Below are 15,261 nucleotides of genomic sequence, written 5' to 3' on the forward strand. Positions count from 1 at the left end.
GGTACGACGCCCCGCCCCCGACCGGTCGTGGGACCGGCCGGGGGCGGGGGCGGCACGAGGGCCGGGGCGGGGTGGGGCCGAGACAAGCGGGGTCAGAAGCCGCCGCCGAAGTCGCCGCCACCGCCGAAGTCCCCGCCGCCGCCGCCGTCGAAGCCGCCACCGAAGTCGGAGGAGTCGAAGTCGGCCCCGGACTGGTCCCCGCCCTCGTAGCCGGCGCCGGCGTCCGCCGGGCCGTACGCGTACGCCGGGGTGGCCATCATCGAGCCGAGCATGGTGCCGACCAGCAGGCCCGGCAGCAGACCGCCGCCGCCGAAGCCGCCGAAGTAGCCGCCGGCCCAGGGGCCGTACGCCGGGCCCGCGTTCCAGTACGGCTGCGGGCCGTGCTCGGTCGGCACGGTCCGGATGTCCGGGGCCTGCCCGGCCGCCAGCCGGTCCGCGTCCGCCCGGCAGACCGGGACGGCGCGGGCGGCGCCGTCCGCCGGGGCCCAGTCGGCGTCCTTCACCGACGGGCCGTGCCGGGGGTCGAAGAAGCACGGGGGACGCCGCTCCGGCAGCGGGTGCCCGTCCCGGCGGGCGGCCAGGGTGGCCAGCGCGAACCGGCCGTCCTCCAGCGCCTCGGCGACCGGCTTGACGTCCTCCGGCCCCTTGGCCTCGTCCATCAGCCGCTTGGCCCGCTCGTAGGAGTCCAGGGCGTGGGTGTAGTCGCCGCGCTGCACGTCGTCGGCGTCCGGCGCGGACGGGACGAAGTCGAGCCGGTCCAGCTCCTCGCCGTAGGCGGTGATGTCCTCGTCCACCACCCGGCGCACCTGGGCCAGTTCGGCCCGGCGCTGGTCCTCCTTGCGCCGCTTGGACCGGCGGAACAGCAGGAAGACCCCGGTGCCGGCCAGCGCCAGCAGGGCCAGCGGGACGGCGATCGCGGCAGCCGAGGCGCCGCCCGCCCTGCTGTTCACACCGTGCCCCTTGACCTGGGGGGCGGCGGTGTCCACGAAGTCGTTGAGGGTGGCGTCGATGTCGCCGGGGTGCGCGCGGAAGGACGCGCCGGCGATCCGCTGGGCGCTCGCGCTGGGCAGCGCGGCCTTGTCCGAGCGGGCCTGGAACTGGTCGCCGCGCCAGATCGCGTAGGTGCCGGTGACGCCGACCTTGGTCCGCAGGTCGTCGAAGACGGTCGAGGCGCCGTACGGGTCGGCCGCCGGGACCACCGCCACGAAGATCGGCTTGTCCGCCTTGCGGATCTTCTCGGTCAGCGCGTCGGCCTGGGCCTGGCCGAACCGGCCCGCCATCGCCGGGTCGACGTACACCCGGCCCTGCTTGAGCGTGGTGGCCGCGTCGTCGAGGCCGCCCGCCGCGGAGGCGGCCGGCGCCAGGAGCAGCAGCAGCCCGAGCAGCACCGCCACCAGGGCCGACGGCCCGGCGCCCCGGGAACGTCGTCGAGCAAGGGTTCTCATGCCACCGACGCTACCGCGACCGGCTCCCCGGCAGGGCATACCGGCCGGGTACGGAGCGGACCGGCACCCCCACCGTCCGCCGGGGTGGGTCCCCCTTCCACGGGATGATCTTTCCTCCGGCCGCCCCGGAACCGTGGTCCGGGCGGGAACCCGGCCACCGGCCCGGTCGTACCACCCGGCGGGTCCCGGTGGGCGCGGAGCCCGTCCCCGGGCGTCCCGGCCGTACCGCGCGACCAGGCATAGTGGTGGCCGAACGGTCACCCGCACCCCGACCGTCCTGCCCCATCCCTCCTGATCGGAGCACGTGTGATCATCGGCCTCGTCACCGCTGTGGCGGCCTCCGCCTGCTACGGCACCGGTTCGGTCCTGCAGGCCGTGGGATCCCGGCGCTCCGCCCGCGAGGAGGCCGCCAAGGGCGGCGACTCCACCGGCACCACCGCGCACGGCGGGCCGAGCCTCTCCTCCACCGCCAAGGCCGCCGTGACCTGGGAGTTCATCCTCGGCACGGTGCTGGACTTCATCGGCTTCGGACTCGGCGCGCTGGCCGCCCGGCTGCTGCCGCTGTTCCTCTCCCAGACCATCATCAGCGCCAACCTGGTGATCACCGCGGTGCTGTCGATCAAGCTGCTCGGGATCCGGCTCAAGCAGCTGGAGTGGGCCTCGATCGGCGTGCTCTGCTCGGCGCTCGTGCTGCTCGCCGTCTCGGCCGGCCCTGAGGGCGGGCACCACGCCGAGATGTCCTTCCACTGGTGGCTGCTGGCGATCACCACCGTGCTGCTGGTGGGCGGCGGCCTGCTGGTGCGCCGGATGGGGGCCAACGGCGCGATCGTCGCCGGTCTGCTTTCCGGCCTCGGCTTCGGCGCGCTCGGCGTCGGCGTGCGCATCCTGAACGGCGTCGAGCCCTTCGACCTCGGCAGCCTGCTCTCGGACCCGGCGCTGTACGCGATCCTGGTCGGCGGCATCGGCGGCATGTACGTGCACACCGTGGCCCTGCAGATCGGCTCGGTGAACGGCGCCACGGCCGCCCTGGTGGTCGGTGAGACGGTGCTGCCGGGCGCGGTCGGCGTGCTGTGGCTCGGCGACTCCACCAAGGCCGGGCTGGGCTGGCTCGGCGTGGCCGGCTTCGTGCTGGCGGTGGTCTCGGCGGTCGGGGTCGCGTACTTCGGCCAGGACACCCACGGCGGCCTCCCCGACGGCGAACCGGCCCGGCCCGAACTCGCCGACCGCTGACGCCGGGGGCGGCGGTGCCACCACCCGCCGCCCCTTCACCCCCCGTCGCGCACTCGCGGAACGCGCTGGCAGCGGGGGCAGAAGTAGCTGGACCGGTTCATCCAGGCGGCCCGCCGGATCGGGGTGCCGCAGCGGCGGCAGGGCTCGTTCTCCCGGCCGTAGGCGTCCAGGTCCCGGGAGAAGTAGCCGCTCTCGCCGTTCACATTGACGTACAGGCTGTCGAAACTGGTGCCCCCGACCGCCAGCGCCGCCGCCATGACCTCGCGGGCGTTCGCCAGCAGCAGCGCCGCCTGCGGCCGGGTGAGCGTCGCGGACGGCCGGTCGTAGTGCAGCCGGGAGCGCCACAGCGCCTCGTCGGCGTAGATGTTGCCGACCCCGCTGATCAGCGTCTGGTCCAGCAGCGCCCGCTTGACCGTGGTGCGCCGGGCGCGCAGCGCCGCGACGAAGACGGCGTCGTCGAACCGGGCGTCGAGCGGGTCGCGGGCGATGTGCGCGATGGAGACCGGGGTGCCCTCGGCGTCGCCGTCCTCGGCCTCCTCGACCGCCAGCCCGCCGAAGGTCCGCTGGTCGACGAAGCGCAGCTCGCGCCCGCCGTCGGTGAACCGCAGCCGGACCCGCAGATGCGTCTCGTCCGGCACCGACGGGTCCTGGACGAGCAGTTGGCCGCTCATGCCGAGGTGGCCGATCATCGAGAAGCCTCCCCCGGCCGCCGGCCTCCCCGGGCCGGCCAGCGGGATCCAGAGGTACTTGCCGCGGCGCTGGGCGGCGCCGAACACGGTGCCGGTGAGCCGGGCCGCGAAGTCCGCCGCACCGGCCGGCTGGCGGCGGACCGCGCGCGGGTGCAGGACGTCGACGCCGGCGACCGTCCGCCCGGCGACCCAGTTCGCCAGACCTCGGCGGACGACCTCGACCTCGGGAAGTTCGGGCACGGGAACACGCCTCCTGCGGAACGGACTCGGCTCTGCAGGAGGAAGGCTACTGCGTGCTCAGGCGCCGCTCGGCAGCCGGTCGGCGTGCTTCTCCCTGATCGCGCGCCAGGCGCTCTCGGCGGCCTTCTGCTCGGCTTCCTTCTTCGAGCGGCCGACGCCGCTGCCGAAGTCCTCGCCGGCCACCCGGGCCGCCGCGGTGAAAGTCTTCTCGTGGTCCGGACCGGACTCCTCGACCACGTACTCGGGCACTCCGATGCCCACCGAGGCGGTGAGCTCCTGGAGGCTGGTCTTCCAGTCCAGGCCGGCGCCCAGCTGAGAGGATTCCTCGATCAGCGGGTCGAACAGGCGGTGGACGAAGTCGGTCGCGGCGTCCAGGCCCTGGTCCAGGTAGACCGCGCCGATGACCGCCTCGACCGTGTCGGCGAGGATCGACGACTTGTCGCGACCGCCGGTGCCCTCCTCGCCCTTGCCGAGCCGGATGAACACACCGAGGTCCAGACCCCGGCCGACATCGGCGAGCGCGCGCGAGTTCACCACCGCGGCGCGCAGCTTGGCGAGCGTGCCCTCGGGGACGTCCGGGTGGACGCGGTAGAGGGTGTCGGTCACCACCAGGCCCAGCACCGAGTCGCCGAGGAACTCCAGGCGCTCGTTCGTGGGCAGGCCACCGTTCTCGTACGCGTACGAGCGGTGGGTCAGGGCACGCACCAGAAGGGCGCGCTCGAGCGTGTACCCGAGGCGCCCTTCCAGAACGTCGTATTCGGTCGAAGCCGGCCCACCGGCCTTCCCACCGCCCGAAGGGGTCTTCGGTGCGCTGGTCGCCTTGCGGGAAGGGTTACCGTCCGACATCGATCCGTACACCCCGCCGATCAGACCGAGAGGACCTGGCGACGGTTGTACGTGCCGCAGCTGGGGCACGCGATGTGGCCCAGCTTCGGCTCGTGGCAGCGGTCGCACGCCACGAGGGCCGGGACAACGGCCTTCCAGTTGGAACGGCGGTGGCGCGTGTTGCTGCGCGACATCTTCCGCTTCGGAACAGCCACGGCTACTTCTCCTGGTTCTCGGCGAGACCCTCACGGGTACCGCTGTTCTTGGTTCCGTCACCCTCGTCGCCGGGGGCGGCGGAGAGTCCCTGCAGAGCCGCCCACCGGGGGTCGGCGGCATCGTGGTGGTGCGCCGGGTCGTCGCTCAGGCGCGCCCCGCATTCGGAGCACAGACCCAGGCAGTCTTCCTGGCACACCGGCTGCAGCGGCAGTGCGAGCACCACCGCGTCACGCAGCACCGGCCGGAGGTCGAAGAAATCGCCCTCCAGGCGGTAAGTCTCGTCTTCCGAGTCCTCGTCGAGGTCCTCGGTCCCGGAGCTCCGGGCGCGGTGGCGCTCGTCGGACTCCGGGTAGTAGTACAGCTCCTGGAAGTCCACGTCGAGGTCGAACTCGACGGGCTCCAGGCACCGGACGCACTCGCCCTCGACCACGGTCGCGGCGGTGCCGGTGACCAGCACGCCCTCGACCACGGACTCCAGGCGGAGGTCCAGCTCGATCTCGCTCTTCTCCGGGACACCGATCACGTCGATGATCCCCAGGCCCTCGGGGGCCTCCAGGGTGCGGGACACCTTGCGCAGCGCACCCGGACGACGGCCCAGCTCGTGCGTGTCGAACACGAGGGGGTCGCGGTGGTCGAGGCGGTTCAAGATGTCCTGACTTCCTGAGGGGGATCTGGTGCGCGGCACTGCTCGTCGGGCGATTCGCGGGCAGACCTGCGGCCCGACACGGAGAGGCCGGAGTGGTCAGACTACCCGAGTCTCCCGTCAGGCCCAACTTCGCTCCCGGCCGCGGGGCCGGGAGCCGGGAGCACACCCCACTACCGGCCGCCGAGCTCCCGCAGCCGGGTCATGTCGATCATGCTGGTGTCGAAGAAGCTGGTCTCGTCCAGTCCGGCCTGGTTCTGCTGCGGCACCGGCGCCGGCGGGTTGACCGGCTGCTGCGGGTAGTCGTAGCCGCCGCCACCGTACTGCTGCTGCTGTTGCTGCTGCTGTTGCTCGTAGCCCTGCTGCTGGGCCGGGTAGCCGTAGCCGGCCTGCTGGCCGTCGGGGTAGCCCTGCTGCTGTTGCTGCGGGTACCCGCCGGTCTCCGGACCCTGGTGGCCCCACTGGCCGCCGTACGGGTCCGCGCCCTGGCCGGCGGCCGGGTCGAAGCCGCCGCCGTACACGTCGGCGTACTGGGCACCGCCCTGCTGGGCCACCGCGTACTGGTCCGCGCCGGGCGCCTGCCAGCCGGCCGCGGCCGGGGTCTGCTCCGGCCAGGTCTGCTGCTGCGGCACCTCCTCGCGGTACCAGGCCAGCTCGCTGCCCTCCGAGTCCCCGGCGAAGCCGGCCGCGACCGCCTCGGCGCGCTCCTTGGCCTGCTGCGCCTCGTCGGCGGCGGCCAGGTAGGCGCCCAGATCGTCGATCGGCCGCTTGCCGAGCAGCTTGTCGCGGCCCTTGCCGACCGCCTCCAGGGTCGCGCTGAGCACGTTCTCCAGGGTGGCGAGCTTCACATCGACGTACTCGTCGACCTCGGGGCTGGGGCTGATCCGCTGCGGCCGGAACTCCTCGCCGTCGGCCTCGGTCTCGTACTCGACCTCGAAGACGCTGCCGTCGCCGCGCAGCTTGGTGCGGCCGCGGCCGACCGCGCCGAGCGTCTTGGTGAGCACGACCTCGAAGTTGGCCAGCTTGCTGTCCACGTAGTCGTCGGCCTCGGTGCGCTTGGTGTCGACCTCGGCGCGGGCCTCCGCGAGGATCCGGTCCGCCTCGGCCTGGGCGCGCCGGACCACCTCGGTGTCGGAGATCAGCGAACCGCGCTCGGCGTGCGCGCCCTGGATGATCCGGTCGGCCTCGGCGTGGGCGCCGGCGACCATCGATTCGTGGTCGGCCACCACCGACCGGGCCTGGGCCAGCTCGGCCGGCAGGGCGGACCTGAGGTCCTGGAGCAGGCTGATCAGCTCGGCACGGTTCACCACGCAGGAGGCCGACATGGGCATCGAGCGGGCGTTCTCGACGGCCGCCACGATCTCGTCGACCTTGTTCTGCACGTCCACGGGGATTCGTCTTTCCGTGTGCCGCCGAGGTCCGGCGGAGGCAGCGCCCGGCGCGGTGGACGTCACCGCAGGGCAGGAATACAGACTGTACGGCCAGCGCCGGGCGAGCTCACAACGCCCGGACCGGGCCGCCCCGCCACCTGTTCGGGCATACCGTGACGAACCGGCAGAAACGGACGGGCGGTCACCGTTCGCCGGTCACCGCCCGCCCTCCTCCGGACCGCCGCCTACTGCTCGGCTCGCCGCTCGGCGATCCGCTCGACCAGCCGGCGGTGCGCGGTCTCCGGCAGCAGGTGCGAGACGTCGCCGCCGTAGGACGCGACCTCCTTCACCAGGGTCGAGGAGAGGAAGCTGTAGGTAGGCGAGGTCGGCACGAAGAGGGTCTCGACGCCGGTCAGGCCGTGGTTCATCTGGGCCATCTGCAGCTCGTAGTCGAAGTCGCTGACCGCACGCAGGCCCTTGATGATGGCCGGGATGTCCCGCTCGCGGCAGAAGTCCACCAGCAGGCCCAGGTGCGACTCGACCACCACGTTGCCGTACTGGGCGGTGGTCTCCTCGATCAGCGCGATCCGCTCCTCGACGCTGAACATGCCCTGCTTGCTGCGGTTGATCATCACCGCGACGTGCACCACGTCGTACAGCTTCGAGGCCCGCTCGATGATGTCGAGGTGACCGTTGGTGATCGGGTCGAAGGACCCGGGGCAGACGGCGCGGCGCATGGCGTGGGTGCTCCCTCGTGGGGTGACGTGAATGCTGTGGGCCGGGGCCCGGCTAGCGGTGGTCGCGGGTCTCGTCGGCGGCGCGACCGTACCAGAGCGTGCCCTCGCCGTAGCGGCGGGAGCGCAGCTCCTCGAAACCCTCCGGCCAGCCGAACGCACCACCGCGGGTGCTGCGCTCCACGGTGACGAGTACGTCCTCCGCGAGCCAGCCCCCGGCCGACAGTGTGATCAGCATCTCCCGGACCTCGTCGTCCGTCACCACGTACGGCGGGTCGAGGAAGACCAGGTCGTACGGCAGCTCCGGGGGCGGCCCGGCGACGACCTTCTCGGCCCTGGCCGCCTGCACCAGTGCGCCCGGCAGGCCGACCGTCCGGACGTTCTCCCGGATCACCCGGGCCGCCTGGGCGTCGGCCTCGACCAGCAGCACGTGCGCCGCCCCGCGCGAGAGCGCCTCCAGGCCGACCGCGCCCGATCCGCCGAACAGGTCCAGCATCCGGGCGCCGTTGAGGGTGCCGCGGAGCGCCTCCAGGGTGGAGAACATCGCCTCGCGGGCCTTGTCGGAGGTCGGTCGGGTGCCCCGGCCGGGCGGTACGGCCAGTCGGCGGCCGCCGGCCGCCCCGGCGATCACGCGGGTCATGGTGGTGGAGGGTCCTTTCGTCGCTGCCCGACCACGCTATCCCGATCACCGCCCTCCGCTCGCGCCGGAGGGGCGCCCGCGTGGGACGCCCCTCCGGTGCCGCCCCCGGTCGGTTCAGCTCGCCTCGGAGCCGGCCGCCCGGTCCGGGGCGGCCGCGCCGAGCAGCGAGGGCGAGGCGTAGCGGGACCAGGACAGGCAGCCGTCGGGCGGGCAGTACTCGGGACGGCGCGGGTCGTGGCCCAGCTCGCGGAGCTTGGTGCGGACGGAGTCGGGCGTGCGGCCGAAGCGGGCGGCGATCCGGGCGACGGTCTCGTTCTCGTGGAAGCGCCGGACCAGCTCCTCCTCGTGCTGCGGCACCCAGGGGGCGCCGTGGCCGGGGTAGAGCTCGCGCAGCACGTCGCGGTCGGGGATGGGCTCGGAGACGTCGGCGACGATCGCCAGGGCCCGGAGCGCGCGGTTGAGCGCGATCCGCAGCGAGGCGACGTCCTCGACCGGGAGGCGCAGCTTGCCGGAGGCGAGCGGGGTGGCGGCGGCCCCCTCGCGCCAGCCGGCCAGGGTGAGGGTGACCTCGCGGTCGTCGTCGCTGGCGAGTTCGATCCGGAAGACCTTGTCGCCCAGCGGGAGCTCGTTGAGATGACGGAATGCCATTGGCTAAACCCCCAAGTGTCGTGTCAGGAGCGCACCTTGGGGGTGCGTCCCGAACACCTTCATTCTCTCCCGGGGGTCTGACAATCGGGCCCGGCCGCGGGCCCCGCGGGCAGGCCCGTCAGCCCTTCTCCACGCCGGTCAGCCCTTCTCCATGTAGGCCGCGCGGTCCTCGTCCAGCAGGCTGGCCAGGGCCGTGCGCAGGTCCGGATGGGCGGTGAGGTCCGGGTCCTCGGCGACCAGCCGGGTGGCCTCGGCCCGGGCGGTCACGATGACCTCCTCGTCCTCCAGCACCGAGAGCACCTTGAGCGAGGACTTCACCCCGGACTGCGCCTGGCCCAGCACATCGCCCTCGCGGCGCTGTTCGAGGTCGATCCGGGACAGCCGGAAGCCGTCCAGGGTGTCCGCCACCGCGTCCAGCCGGGCCCGGGCGGGGCTCGCCGCCGCCATGTCGGTGACCAGCAGGCAGAGTCCGGGGGCGGAGCCGCGCCCGACCCGGCCGCGCAGCTGGTGCAGCTGGGAGACGCCGAACCGGTCCGCGTCCATGATCACCATCGCGGTCGCGTTCGGCACGTTCACCCCGACCTCGATCACCGTGGTGGCGACCAGGACGTCCACCTCGCCGGCGGCGAACCGGCGCATCACCTCGTCCTTGGCCTCCGGCGCCAGCCGGCCGTGCAGGATCTCCACCCGCAGCCCGGCCAGCGGGCCCGCCACCAGCTTCGCGGTGGTCTCCACCACGGACAGCGGGGGCCGCCGGTCGCCGTCGGCGGCCGCGCCCTCGTCCGGCGCGTCGTCGAGCAGCTCCTCGAGGTCCGCCAGCCGCCGCTTGCGCTTCGCGCCCTTCGCCGGCTCCGGCTCCTCGTCGCCGATCCGGGGGCAGACCACGTACGCCTGGTGGCCCTTGGCCACCTCCTCGCGGACCCGCTCCCAGGCCCGGGCCAGGAAGTTGGGCTTCTCGACGGCCGGCACCACATGGGTGGAGATCGGCGAGCGCCCGGCCGGCAGCTGGTCCAGGACCGAGGTCTCCAAGTCCCCGAAGACGGTCATCGCGACCGTGCGCGGGATCGGGGTGGCCGTCATCACCAGCAGGTGCGGCGGCTGCTCGCCCTTGGCCCGCAGCGCGTCCCGCTGCTCGACGCCGAACCGGTGCTGCTCGTCGACCACGACCAGGCCGAGGTCCTGGAACTGCACCTTGTCCTCGATCAGGGCGTGGGTGCCGATCGCGATGCCGGCGTCCCCGCAGGCCATGTCGAGCAGCGCCTGCCGCCGGGCCGGCACGCCCATCGACCCGGTGAGCAGCGCCACCCGGGTGCCCAGGTCGGAGCCGCCGAGCAGGCCGCCCTCGGCGAGGTCGCCCATCATCCCGACGATCGACCGGTGGTGCTGCTGGGCCAGCACCTCGGTGGGCGCGAGCAGCACCGCCTGCCCGCCCGCGTCGACCACGGCCAGCATGGCCCGCAGCGCCACCAGGGTCTTCCCGGAACCGACCTCGCCCTGGAGCAGCCGGTGCATGGGGTGCTCGTCGGCCAGGTCGGCGGCGATCTCGGCGGAGACCTTGTGCTGCCCCTCGGTGAGGGTGAACGGCAGCCGGGCGTCGAAGGCGTCCAGCAGGCCGCCGGGGCGGGCCACCCGCGGCTTGGCGGGCAGGGCGGAGTCGGCGGCCCGGCGCCGGGCGAGGGCGACCTGGAGCACGAAGGCCTCGTCCCAGCGGAGCCGGTCCTGGGCGCGTTCGCGGTCGGCCTGGCTCGGCGGGCGGTGGATCAGTTCGAGCGCCTCGGGCAGCCCGATCAGGCCGTGCCGGTCGCGGAGTTCGGCGGGCAGCGGCTCGCCGACGTCGGACACGTGCTTGGTGAGCGCCGTCTCCACGCAGAGCGCGAGCTTCCAGCTGGGCATCTGGGCGCTGGCCGGGTAGACCGGGATCAGCCGGCCGGCGAACCGGGCGGCGGCGCCGTCGCCGTCCGCGTCGTCGAGCAGCTGGTAGTCGGGGGAGGCCAGCTGGCGGGCCCGGTTGAACACCCCGACCTTGCCCGCGAACAGGCCCTGCGTGCCCGGTCGCAGCTCCTTCTGCCGCCAGCCCTGGTTGAAGAAGACCAGCGTGAGGCGGCTGCGGCCGTCGGTGACCACCACCTCCAGCCGGTCGCCCTTGCGGCCGCGGAACGGGATCAGGGTGACCTTGTCGATCCGGGCCAGCACGGTGACGTGCTCGTCGACCTCCAGCTCGTCCAGACTGGTGAGCTGGCCCCGCTCGACGTAGCGGCGCGGATAGTGGTGCAGCAGGTCCCCGACCGTGTGCAGCTTGAGGCTGTCGGCGAGCACCTTGGCGGTCCGGTCGCCGACGAGCTTGGTCAGTGGTTCATCGAGAGCGCCCATCAGCCCTTGTCTACACCACCGGACCGACAGCGCGGCCCGCACACGGCCCGCTCACCCGACTCACCCGACACTCACCCGGCTCACTCGACGCCGATGAGCAGCGGCGCCGACTCCTGGCCGCCGTGGAAGACCACCGCGTCCACCTCGGGGCGGCTGTGCCGGGCGTGGGCGGCCAGCTGTTCGGCGAGGCCCCCGGGGGCGCCCTCGCCGAGGATCAGGGTGACCAGCTCGCCGCCGCCGCCGAGCATCCGGTCCAGCACGCTGGCGCCGACCTCGGCCAGTCCGGCGCCGATCACCGCGACGTCCCCGTCGATCAGCCCCAGCACGTCGCCGGCCTGGCAGACCCCGGCCATGGTCCAGGACTCGCCCTCGGCGACGGCCAGTTCGGCGTACCGGGTGGCACCGGCCGCCGAGGTCATCGCGACCACGTCCTCGTCGAAGCGCCGGCCGGACTCGTGCACGGCGAGCGCGGCCAGCCCCTGGACCGGCGAGCGGGTGGGCAGCACCGCGATCCGCACCCCCTCCTCGCGCAGCTGGTCGGCGGCGGCCCCGGCGGCGGCCCGCAGCTCGGGGTCGTTGAGCAGCAGCACCACCTCGCGGGCGGCGGCGCGGCGCACGGCGGCGGTGAGTTCGGCGCTGGCCGGCGGGCGGCCGGGCTCGGCGTGCAGCACGACCGCGCCGGCCTGTTCGCAGAGTTCGGCGAGGCCCGCGCCGGAGACCACCGAGAGCACCGCGCGGGCCCGCCACTCGGTCTCGCCCCGGCCGGCGGCGGCGCCGGAGCGGGCGGCGGCCTCGGCGAAGTGGGTGATCCGGATCTGGTGCGGGCGCCCGGCCCCGACCCCGGCCTCGACGGCGGCGCCCGCGTCGTCGACGTGGACGTGCACGTTCCACAGGCCGTCGCCACCGCCGACCACCAGCGAGTCCCCGAGCCCGGCGAGCCGTTCGCGCAGCGCGGGCAGTGCCTCGTCGGGCGCGTCCAGCAGGTAGATCACCTCGAAGGCGGGGTGGCCGGGCCCGGGCGGGCGCACCTGGAGCCGGCAGCTCTCCACCGGCCGGAGGTCGTCGCGCAGCGCGACCGGGCCCATCGGCTGGTGGCCGGCGACGGCGTCGGCGAGCGCCCCGAGGACGGCGACCAGGCCCCGGCCGCCGGCGTCCACCACGCCGTTCTCGGCCAGGACGGGGAGCTGTTCGGGTGTGTGCCGCAGGGCCTCCCTGGCGGCCCGGTGGGCGGCCTCGGCGACCTGGCCGAGACCGCCGCCGGCCCGGGCGGCCTCCCCGGCGGCGATCCGGGCGACGGTCAGCAGGGTGCCCTCCACCGGTTCGGCGACCGCCTGGTAGGCGGAGTCGGCGGCCCGTTGGAGGGCGGCCCGCAGTTGGTCGGCGCCGCCGCCCCCGGCGAGGGCCTCGGCGGTGCCGCGCAGCCACTGGGCGAGGATCACCCCGGAGTTGCCCCGGGCGCCGACGAGCGCGCCGCGGGCCATCGCCCGGACGGTCTCCGCCAGGCTCGGTGCCGGGCCGGGGCCCGGTTCGGCGAAGCGGCTCTCGACGGCGGCGGCGGCCGACTCCACGGTCAGGTACAGGTTGGTGCCGGTGTCGCCGTCCGGGACGGGATAGACGTTGAGTGCGTCGATCTCCTCGCGGGCCTGGCCGAGCGCCCGCAGCGCCAGTTGGCACCAACTGCGCACGGCCGGGGCGTCGAGCGTGTGCAGCACCAGGTCTCCTCCGGAGTGGGACGCCGTGATGGCCTGAGGGTGAACGGCGAGGGGTGGTACGGGCAGGTTATCGGGGCCCGGACGGCGGCGGCCGACACGGCGGCCGGAGCGATCACCCGGCCGGTCATGGTAGTTTCGTCGAACGGAAGCAAGCGTTGTATGCTCTTCCGGTTGCCTGGAACAATTCCGGGCTCTCCCCTTGGTCCGGTTCGGTTCACGTGAGTGCTCCGCTGGTCCGGCGGGTTGTCTCACGTAAATGATCTGAAGTCTTGGAGTGACTCCTGTGGCTGCCAACTGCGACGTCTGCGGCAAGGGGCCGGGCTTCGGCAACAGCATCTCCCACTCGCACCGCCGTACCCCCCGTCGCTGGAACCCCAACATCCAGACGGTGCGCGCTGTGGTTGGGCGGACGCCGAAGCGGCTCAATGTCTGCACCTCGTGCATCAAGGCCGGTAAGGTCTCGCGCTGACGCGCAGACCGGTATGCCGGTCCTCCAGTGAGTCGGTTCATCCCCGGGTGAACCGGCTTTCTGTTGTTCCGGTATCCAACCGACCTTCTGTGGGCGGGCCCTCGGGCCCGCCCACAGGCATGTCCGGACACACCTCCGGACACACCTCCGGAGGCGTGACCGGAGACACCTCCGGGGGCAGCGCCTAGCGCCACCGCCAGGCGTGGTCCACCGGGCCGATCCCGGCGCCGAGCGCGAAGCCGCCGGCGATCGCGCCGGTGATGTACTCCTTGGCCGAGGCCACCGCCGCCGGCAGCTCCTCGCCCTTGGCCAGGCCCGAGGCGATCGCGCTGGCCAGGGTGCAGCCGGTGCCGTGGGTGTGCCGGTTGTCGTAGCGCGGCGCCCGGTACCAGTACTCCTCCCCCGCGCCCCCGTACAGCAGGTCGGCCGCCTCTCCGGCCAGGTGACCGCCCTTGACCAGCACCCAGCGCGGCCCGAGGTCGAGCAGCGCCTTGGCGGCGTCCAGCATCTGCCCCTCGCCCTCGACCGTCCGGCCGGTGAGCTGCGTCACCTCGTGCAGGTTGGGTGTGGCGAGGGTGGCGACCGGCAGCAGCCGCTCCCGGACAGTGGCGACGGCCTCGGCGGCGAGCAGCGCGTCGCCGTGCTTGGAGACGCCCACCGGGTCCACCACGACCGGGGCGCCGACACCGGTCAGCAGTTCGGAGACGGTCTCGACCAACTCGATCGAGGCGAGCATGCCGGTCTTCACGGCCTGGACGCCGATGTCGTCGACCACACTGCGGAACTGGGCCCGGACGGCCTCGGCGGGCAGCTCCCAGTAGCCCTGGACGCCGAGCGAGTTCTGCGCGGTGACGGCGGTGACGACGCTCATGCCGTGGACGCCGAGGGCGAGCATCGCCTTGAGGTCGGCCTGGATGCCGGCGCCGCCGCCGGAGTCGGAGCCGGCGACGGTGAGCACGCGGGGGGGTGCGGTGGAGGACATGGCCCCCAACCTACGCGGTCAGAGCACGGCCTCCGACTCGGTCCAGCGCTCCTCGGGGACGGTCTTGAGCCGGGTCACCGCGTCGGCGATCGGCACCATCCGGATGTCGCCCCGGCGCAGTGCGGTGAAGTGGCCGAACGTGCCCCGGTGGACGGCCTCCACGGCGTGCCAGCCGAAGCGGGTGGCGAGGACGCGGTCGCGGGCGGTCGGGGTGCCGCCGCGCTGGACGTGGCCGAGGATGACCGGGCGGGCCTCCTTGCCGAGCAGGTCCTCCAGCTCGTGGGCGAGGCGGTTGCCGATCCCGCCGAAGGTGCGGTGCCCGAACCGGTCGAGCCCGCCGTGGTCGAAGCGCATGGTGCCGGGCGTCGGGGAGGCCCCCTCGGCGACCGCGATGATGGCGAACTTCTTGCCCCGGGCGAAGCGGTCCTCCACCATCCGGGCCACACCCTCGATGTCGAACGGCCGCTCGGGGATCAGGATTCCGTGCGCACCGCCCGCCATGCCGGCGGTGAGGGTGATCCAGCCGGTGTGGCGTCCCATCAGCTCGACGACCATCACCCGCTGGTGCGATTCGGCGGTGGTCTTGAGCCGGTCGATCGCCTCGGTCGCGACGTGCACGGCGGTGTCGAAGCCGAAGGTGACGTCGGTGGCGTCGATGTCGTTGTCGATGGTCTTCGGGACGCCGACCACCGGCAGTCCGGCCTCGCTGAACAGTCCGGCGGCGGTGAGGGTGCCCTCGCCGCCGATCGCGATCAGCGCGTCGATGCCGATGTCCCGGGCGAGGGTCTTGGCGTTCTCCACCGCCCAGGCGATCCGCTCGCGCTGCACCCGGGCCGAGCCGAGGACGGTGCCGCCGAGGGTGAGCAGACCGGTGACGTCGTCGTGCGAGACCGGGCGGGTGCGGCCCTCGATCAGTCCGAGGAAGCCGTCCTCGATGCCGACGATCTCGTCGCCGTGCACATCGGTGCCACGGTGCACCACGGAGCGGATCACCGCGTTCAGGCCGGGACAGTCGCCGCCGCTGGTCAGGACTCCGATGCGCATGCCG

Annotated in this window: 15 protein-coding genes; 2 read left to right on the plus strand and 13 right to left on the minus strand. The window is 73.7% G+C overall.

The genetic code is table 11. The annotated features are described in order from the left end of the window. Nucleotides 1–92: 92 nt before the first annotated feature. Nucleotides 93–1,445, minus strand: a complete 1,353-nt coding sequence (locus tag SM793_RS15750; RefSeq protein WP_320438809.1) for a hypothetical protein — start codon at nucleotides 1,443–1,445, stop codon at nucleotides 93–95. A 306-nt stretch (nucleotides 1,446–1,751) separates the two neighbouring features. On the opposite strand from SM793_RS15750, the gene SM793_RS15755 reads away from it, so the two are divergent. Continuing rightward, complete coding sequence (locus SM793_RS15755; protein ID WP_320438810.1) at nucleotides 1,752–2,675, plus strand: hypothetical protein; 924 nt, start codon at nucleotides 1,752–1,754, stop codon at nucleotides 2,673–2,675. Nucleotides 2,676–2,710: 35 nt separating this feature from the next. On the opposite strand, the gene mutM is transcribed toward SM793_RS15755, so the two are convergent. From mutM to SM793_RS15805, 10 genes are all read right to left on the minus strand, one after another. After that, on the minus strand, nucleotides 2,711–3,604 hold the full coding sequence (gene mutM, locus SM793_RS15760; protein WP_320438811.1) for a bifunctional DNA-formamidopyrimidine glycosylase/DNA-(apurinic or apyrimidinic site) lyase: 894 nt from the start codon (nucleotides 3,602–3,604) through the stop codon (nucleotides 2,711–2,713). 57 nt (nucleotides 3,605–3,661) lie between these two features. Then, a complete protein-coding gene (gene rnc / locus SM793_RS15765; RefSeq protein WP_320438812.1) occupies nucleotides 3,662–4,450 on the minus strand; it encodes a ribonuclease III in 789 nt (262 codons plus the stop codon). A 20-nt stretch (nucleotides 4,451–4,470) separates the two neighbouring features. Then, on the minus strand, nucleotides 4,471–4,644 hold the full coding sequence (rpmF, locus tag SM793_RS15770) for a 50S ribosomal protein L32 (RefSeq protein ID WP_030056747.1): 174 nt from the start codon (nucleotides 4,642–4,644) through the stop codon (nucleotides 4,471–4,473). Between the two features lie 2 nt (nucleotides 4,645–4,646). Then, a complete protein-coding gene (locus tag SM793_RS15775; protein ID WP_320438813.1) occupies nucleotides 4,647–5,291 on the minus strand; it encodes a DUF177 domain-containing protein in 645 nt (214 codons plus the stop codon). A 170-nt stretch (nucleotides 5,292–5,461) separates the two neighbouring features. Continuing rightward, nucleotides 5,462–6,676: an ATP synthase F0 subunit B gene (locus SM793_RS15780; RefSeq protein ID WP_320438814.1), complete on the minus strand. Its 1,215-nt coding sequence runs from the start codon at nucleotides 6,674–6,676 to the stop codon at nucleotides 5,462–5,464. Between the two features lie 227 nt (nucleotides 6,677–6,903). Next, a complete protein-coding gene (coaD, locus tag SM793_RS15785) occupies nucleotides 6,904–7,395 on the minus strand; it encodes a pantetheine-phosphate adenylyltransferase (protein ID WP_320438815.1) in 492 nt (163 codons plus the stop codon). A gap of 52 nt (nucleotides 7,396–7,447) precedes the next feature. Continuing rightward, nucleotides 7,448–8,032, minus strand: a complete 585-nt coding sequence (gene rsmD / locus SM793_RS15790; protein WP_320438816.1) for a 16S rRNA (guanine(966)-N(2))-methyltransferase RsmD — start codon at nucleotides 8,030–8,032, stop codon at nucleotides 7,448–7,450. 114 nt (nucleotides 8,033–8,146) lie between these two features. Next, on the minus strand, nucleotides 8,147–8,680 hold the full coding sequence (locus SM793_RS15795; protein WP_045941252.1) for a hypothetical protein: 534 nt from the start codon (nucleotides 8,678–8,680) through the stop codon (nucleotides 8,147–8,149). Nucleotides 8,681–8,818: 138 nt separating this feature from the next. After that, nucleotides 8,819–11,050: an ATP-dependent DNA helicase RecG gene (recG, locus tag SM793_RS15800; RefSeq protein WP_320438817.1), complete on the minus strand. Its 2,232-nt coding sequence runs from the start codon at nucleotides 11,048–11,050 to the stop codon at nucleotides 8,819–8,821. Nucleotides 11,051–11,130: 80 nt separating this feature from the next. Further along, nucleotides 11,131–12,762, minus strand: a complete 1,632-nt coding sequence (locus tag SM793_RS15805; protein ID WP_320438818.1) for a DAK2 domain-containing protein — start codon at nucleotides 12,760–12,762, stop codon at nucleotides 11,131–11,133. 283 nt (nucleotides 12,763–13,045) lie between these two features. On the opposite strand from SM793_RS15805, the gene rpmB reads away from it, so the two are divergent. After that, nucleotides 13,046–13,231, plus strand: a complete 186-nt coding sequence (gene rpmB / locus SM793_RS15810; protein WP_073813963.1) for a 50S ribosomal protein L28 — start codon at nucleotides 13,046–13,048, stop codon at nucleotides 13,229–13,231. Between the two features lie 184 nt (nucleotides 13,232–13,415). Here the strand turns inward: rpmB and thiD are convergent, their stop codons facing one another. After that, nucleotides 13,416–14,213, minus strand: a complete 798-nt coding sequence (thiD, locus tag SM793_RS15815) for a bifunctional hydroxymethylpyrimidine kinase/phosphomethylpyrimidine kinase (RefSeq protein WP_320438819.1) — start codon at nucleotides 14,211–14,213, stop codon at nucleotides 13,416–13,418. A gap of 18 nt (nucleotides 14,214–14,231) precedes the next feature. After that, nucleotides 14,232–15,257 (minus strand): 6-phosphofructokinase, encoded by a 1,026-nt coding sequence (locus SM793_RS15820; RefSeq protein ID WP_320438820.1) that lies wholly within the window; start codon nucleotides 15,255–15,257, stop codon nucleotides 14,232–14,234. Between the last annotated feature and the right edge of the window lie 4 nt (nucleotides 15,258–15,261).

It is taken from the genome of Kitasatospora purpeofusca (assembly GCF_034043715.1).
In the GTDB taxonomy this organism is placed as follows: domain Bacteria; phylum Actinomycetota; class Actinomycetes; order Streptomycetales; family Streptomycetaceae; genus Kitasatospora; species Kitasatospora purpeofusca_A.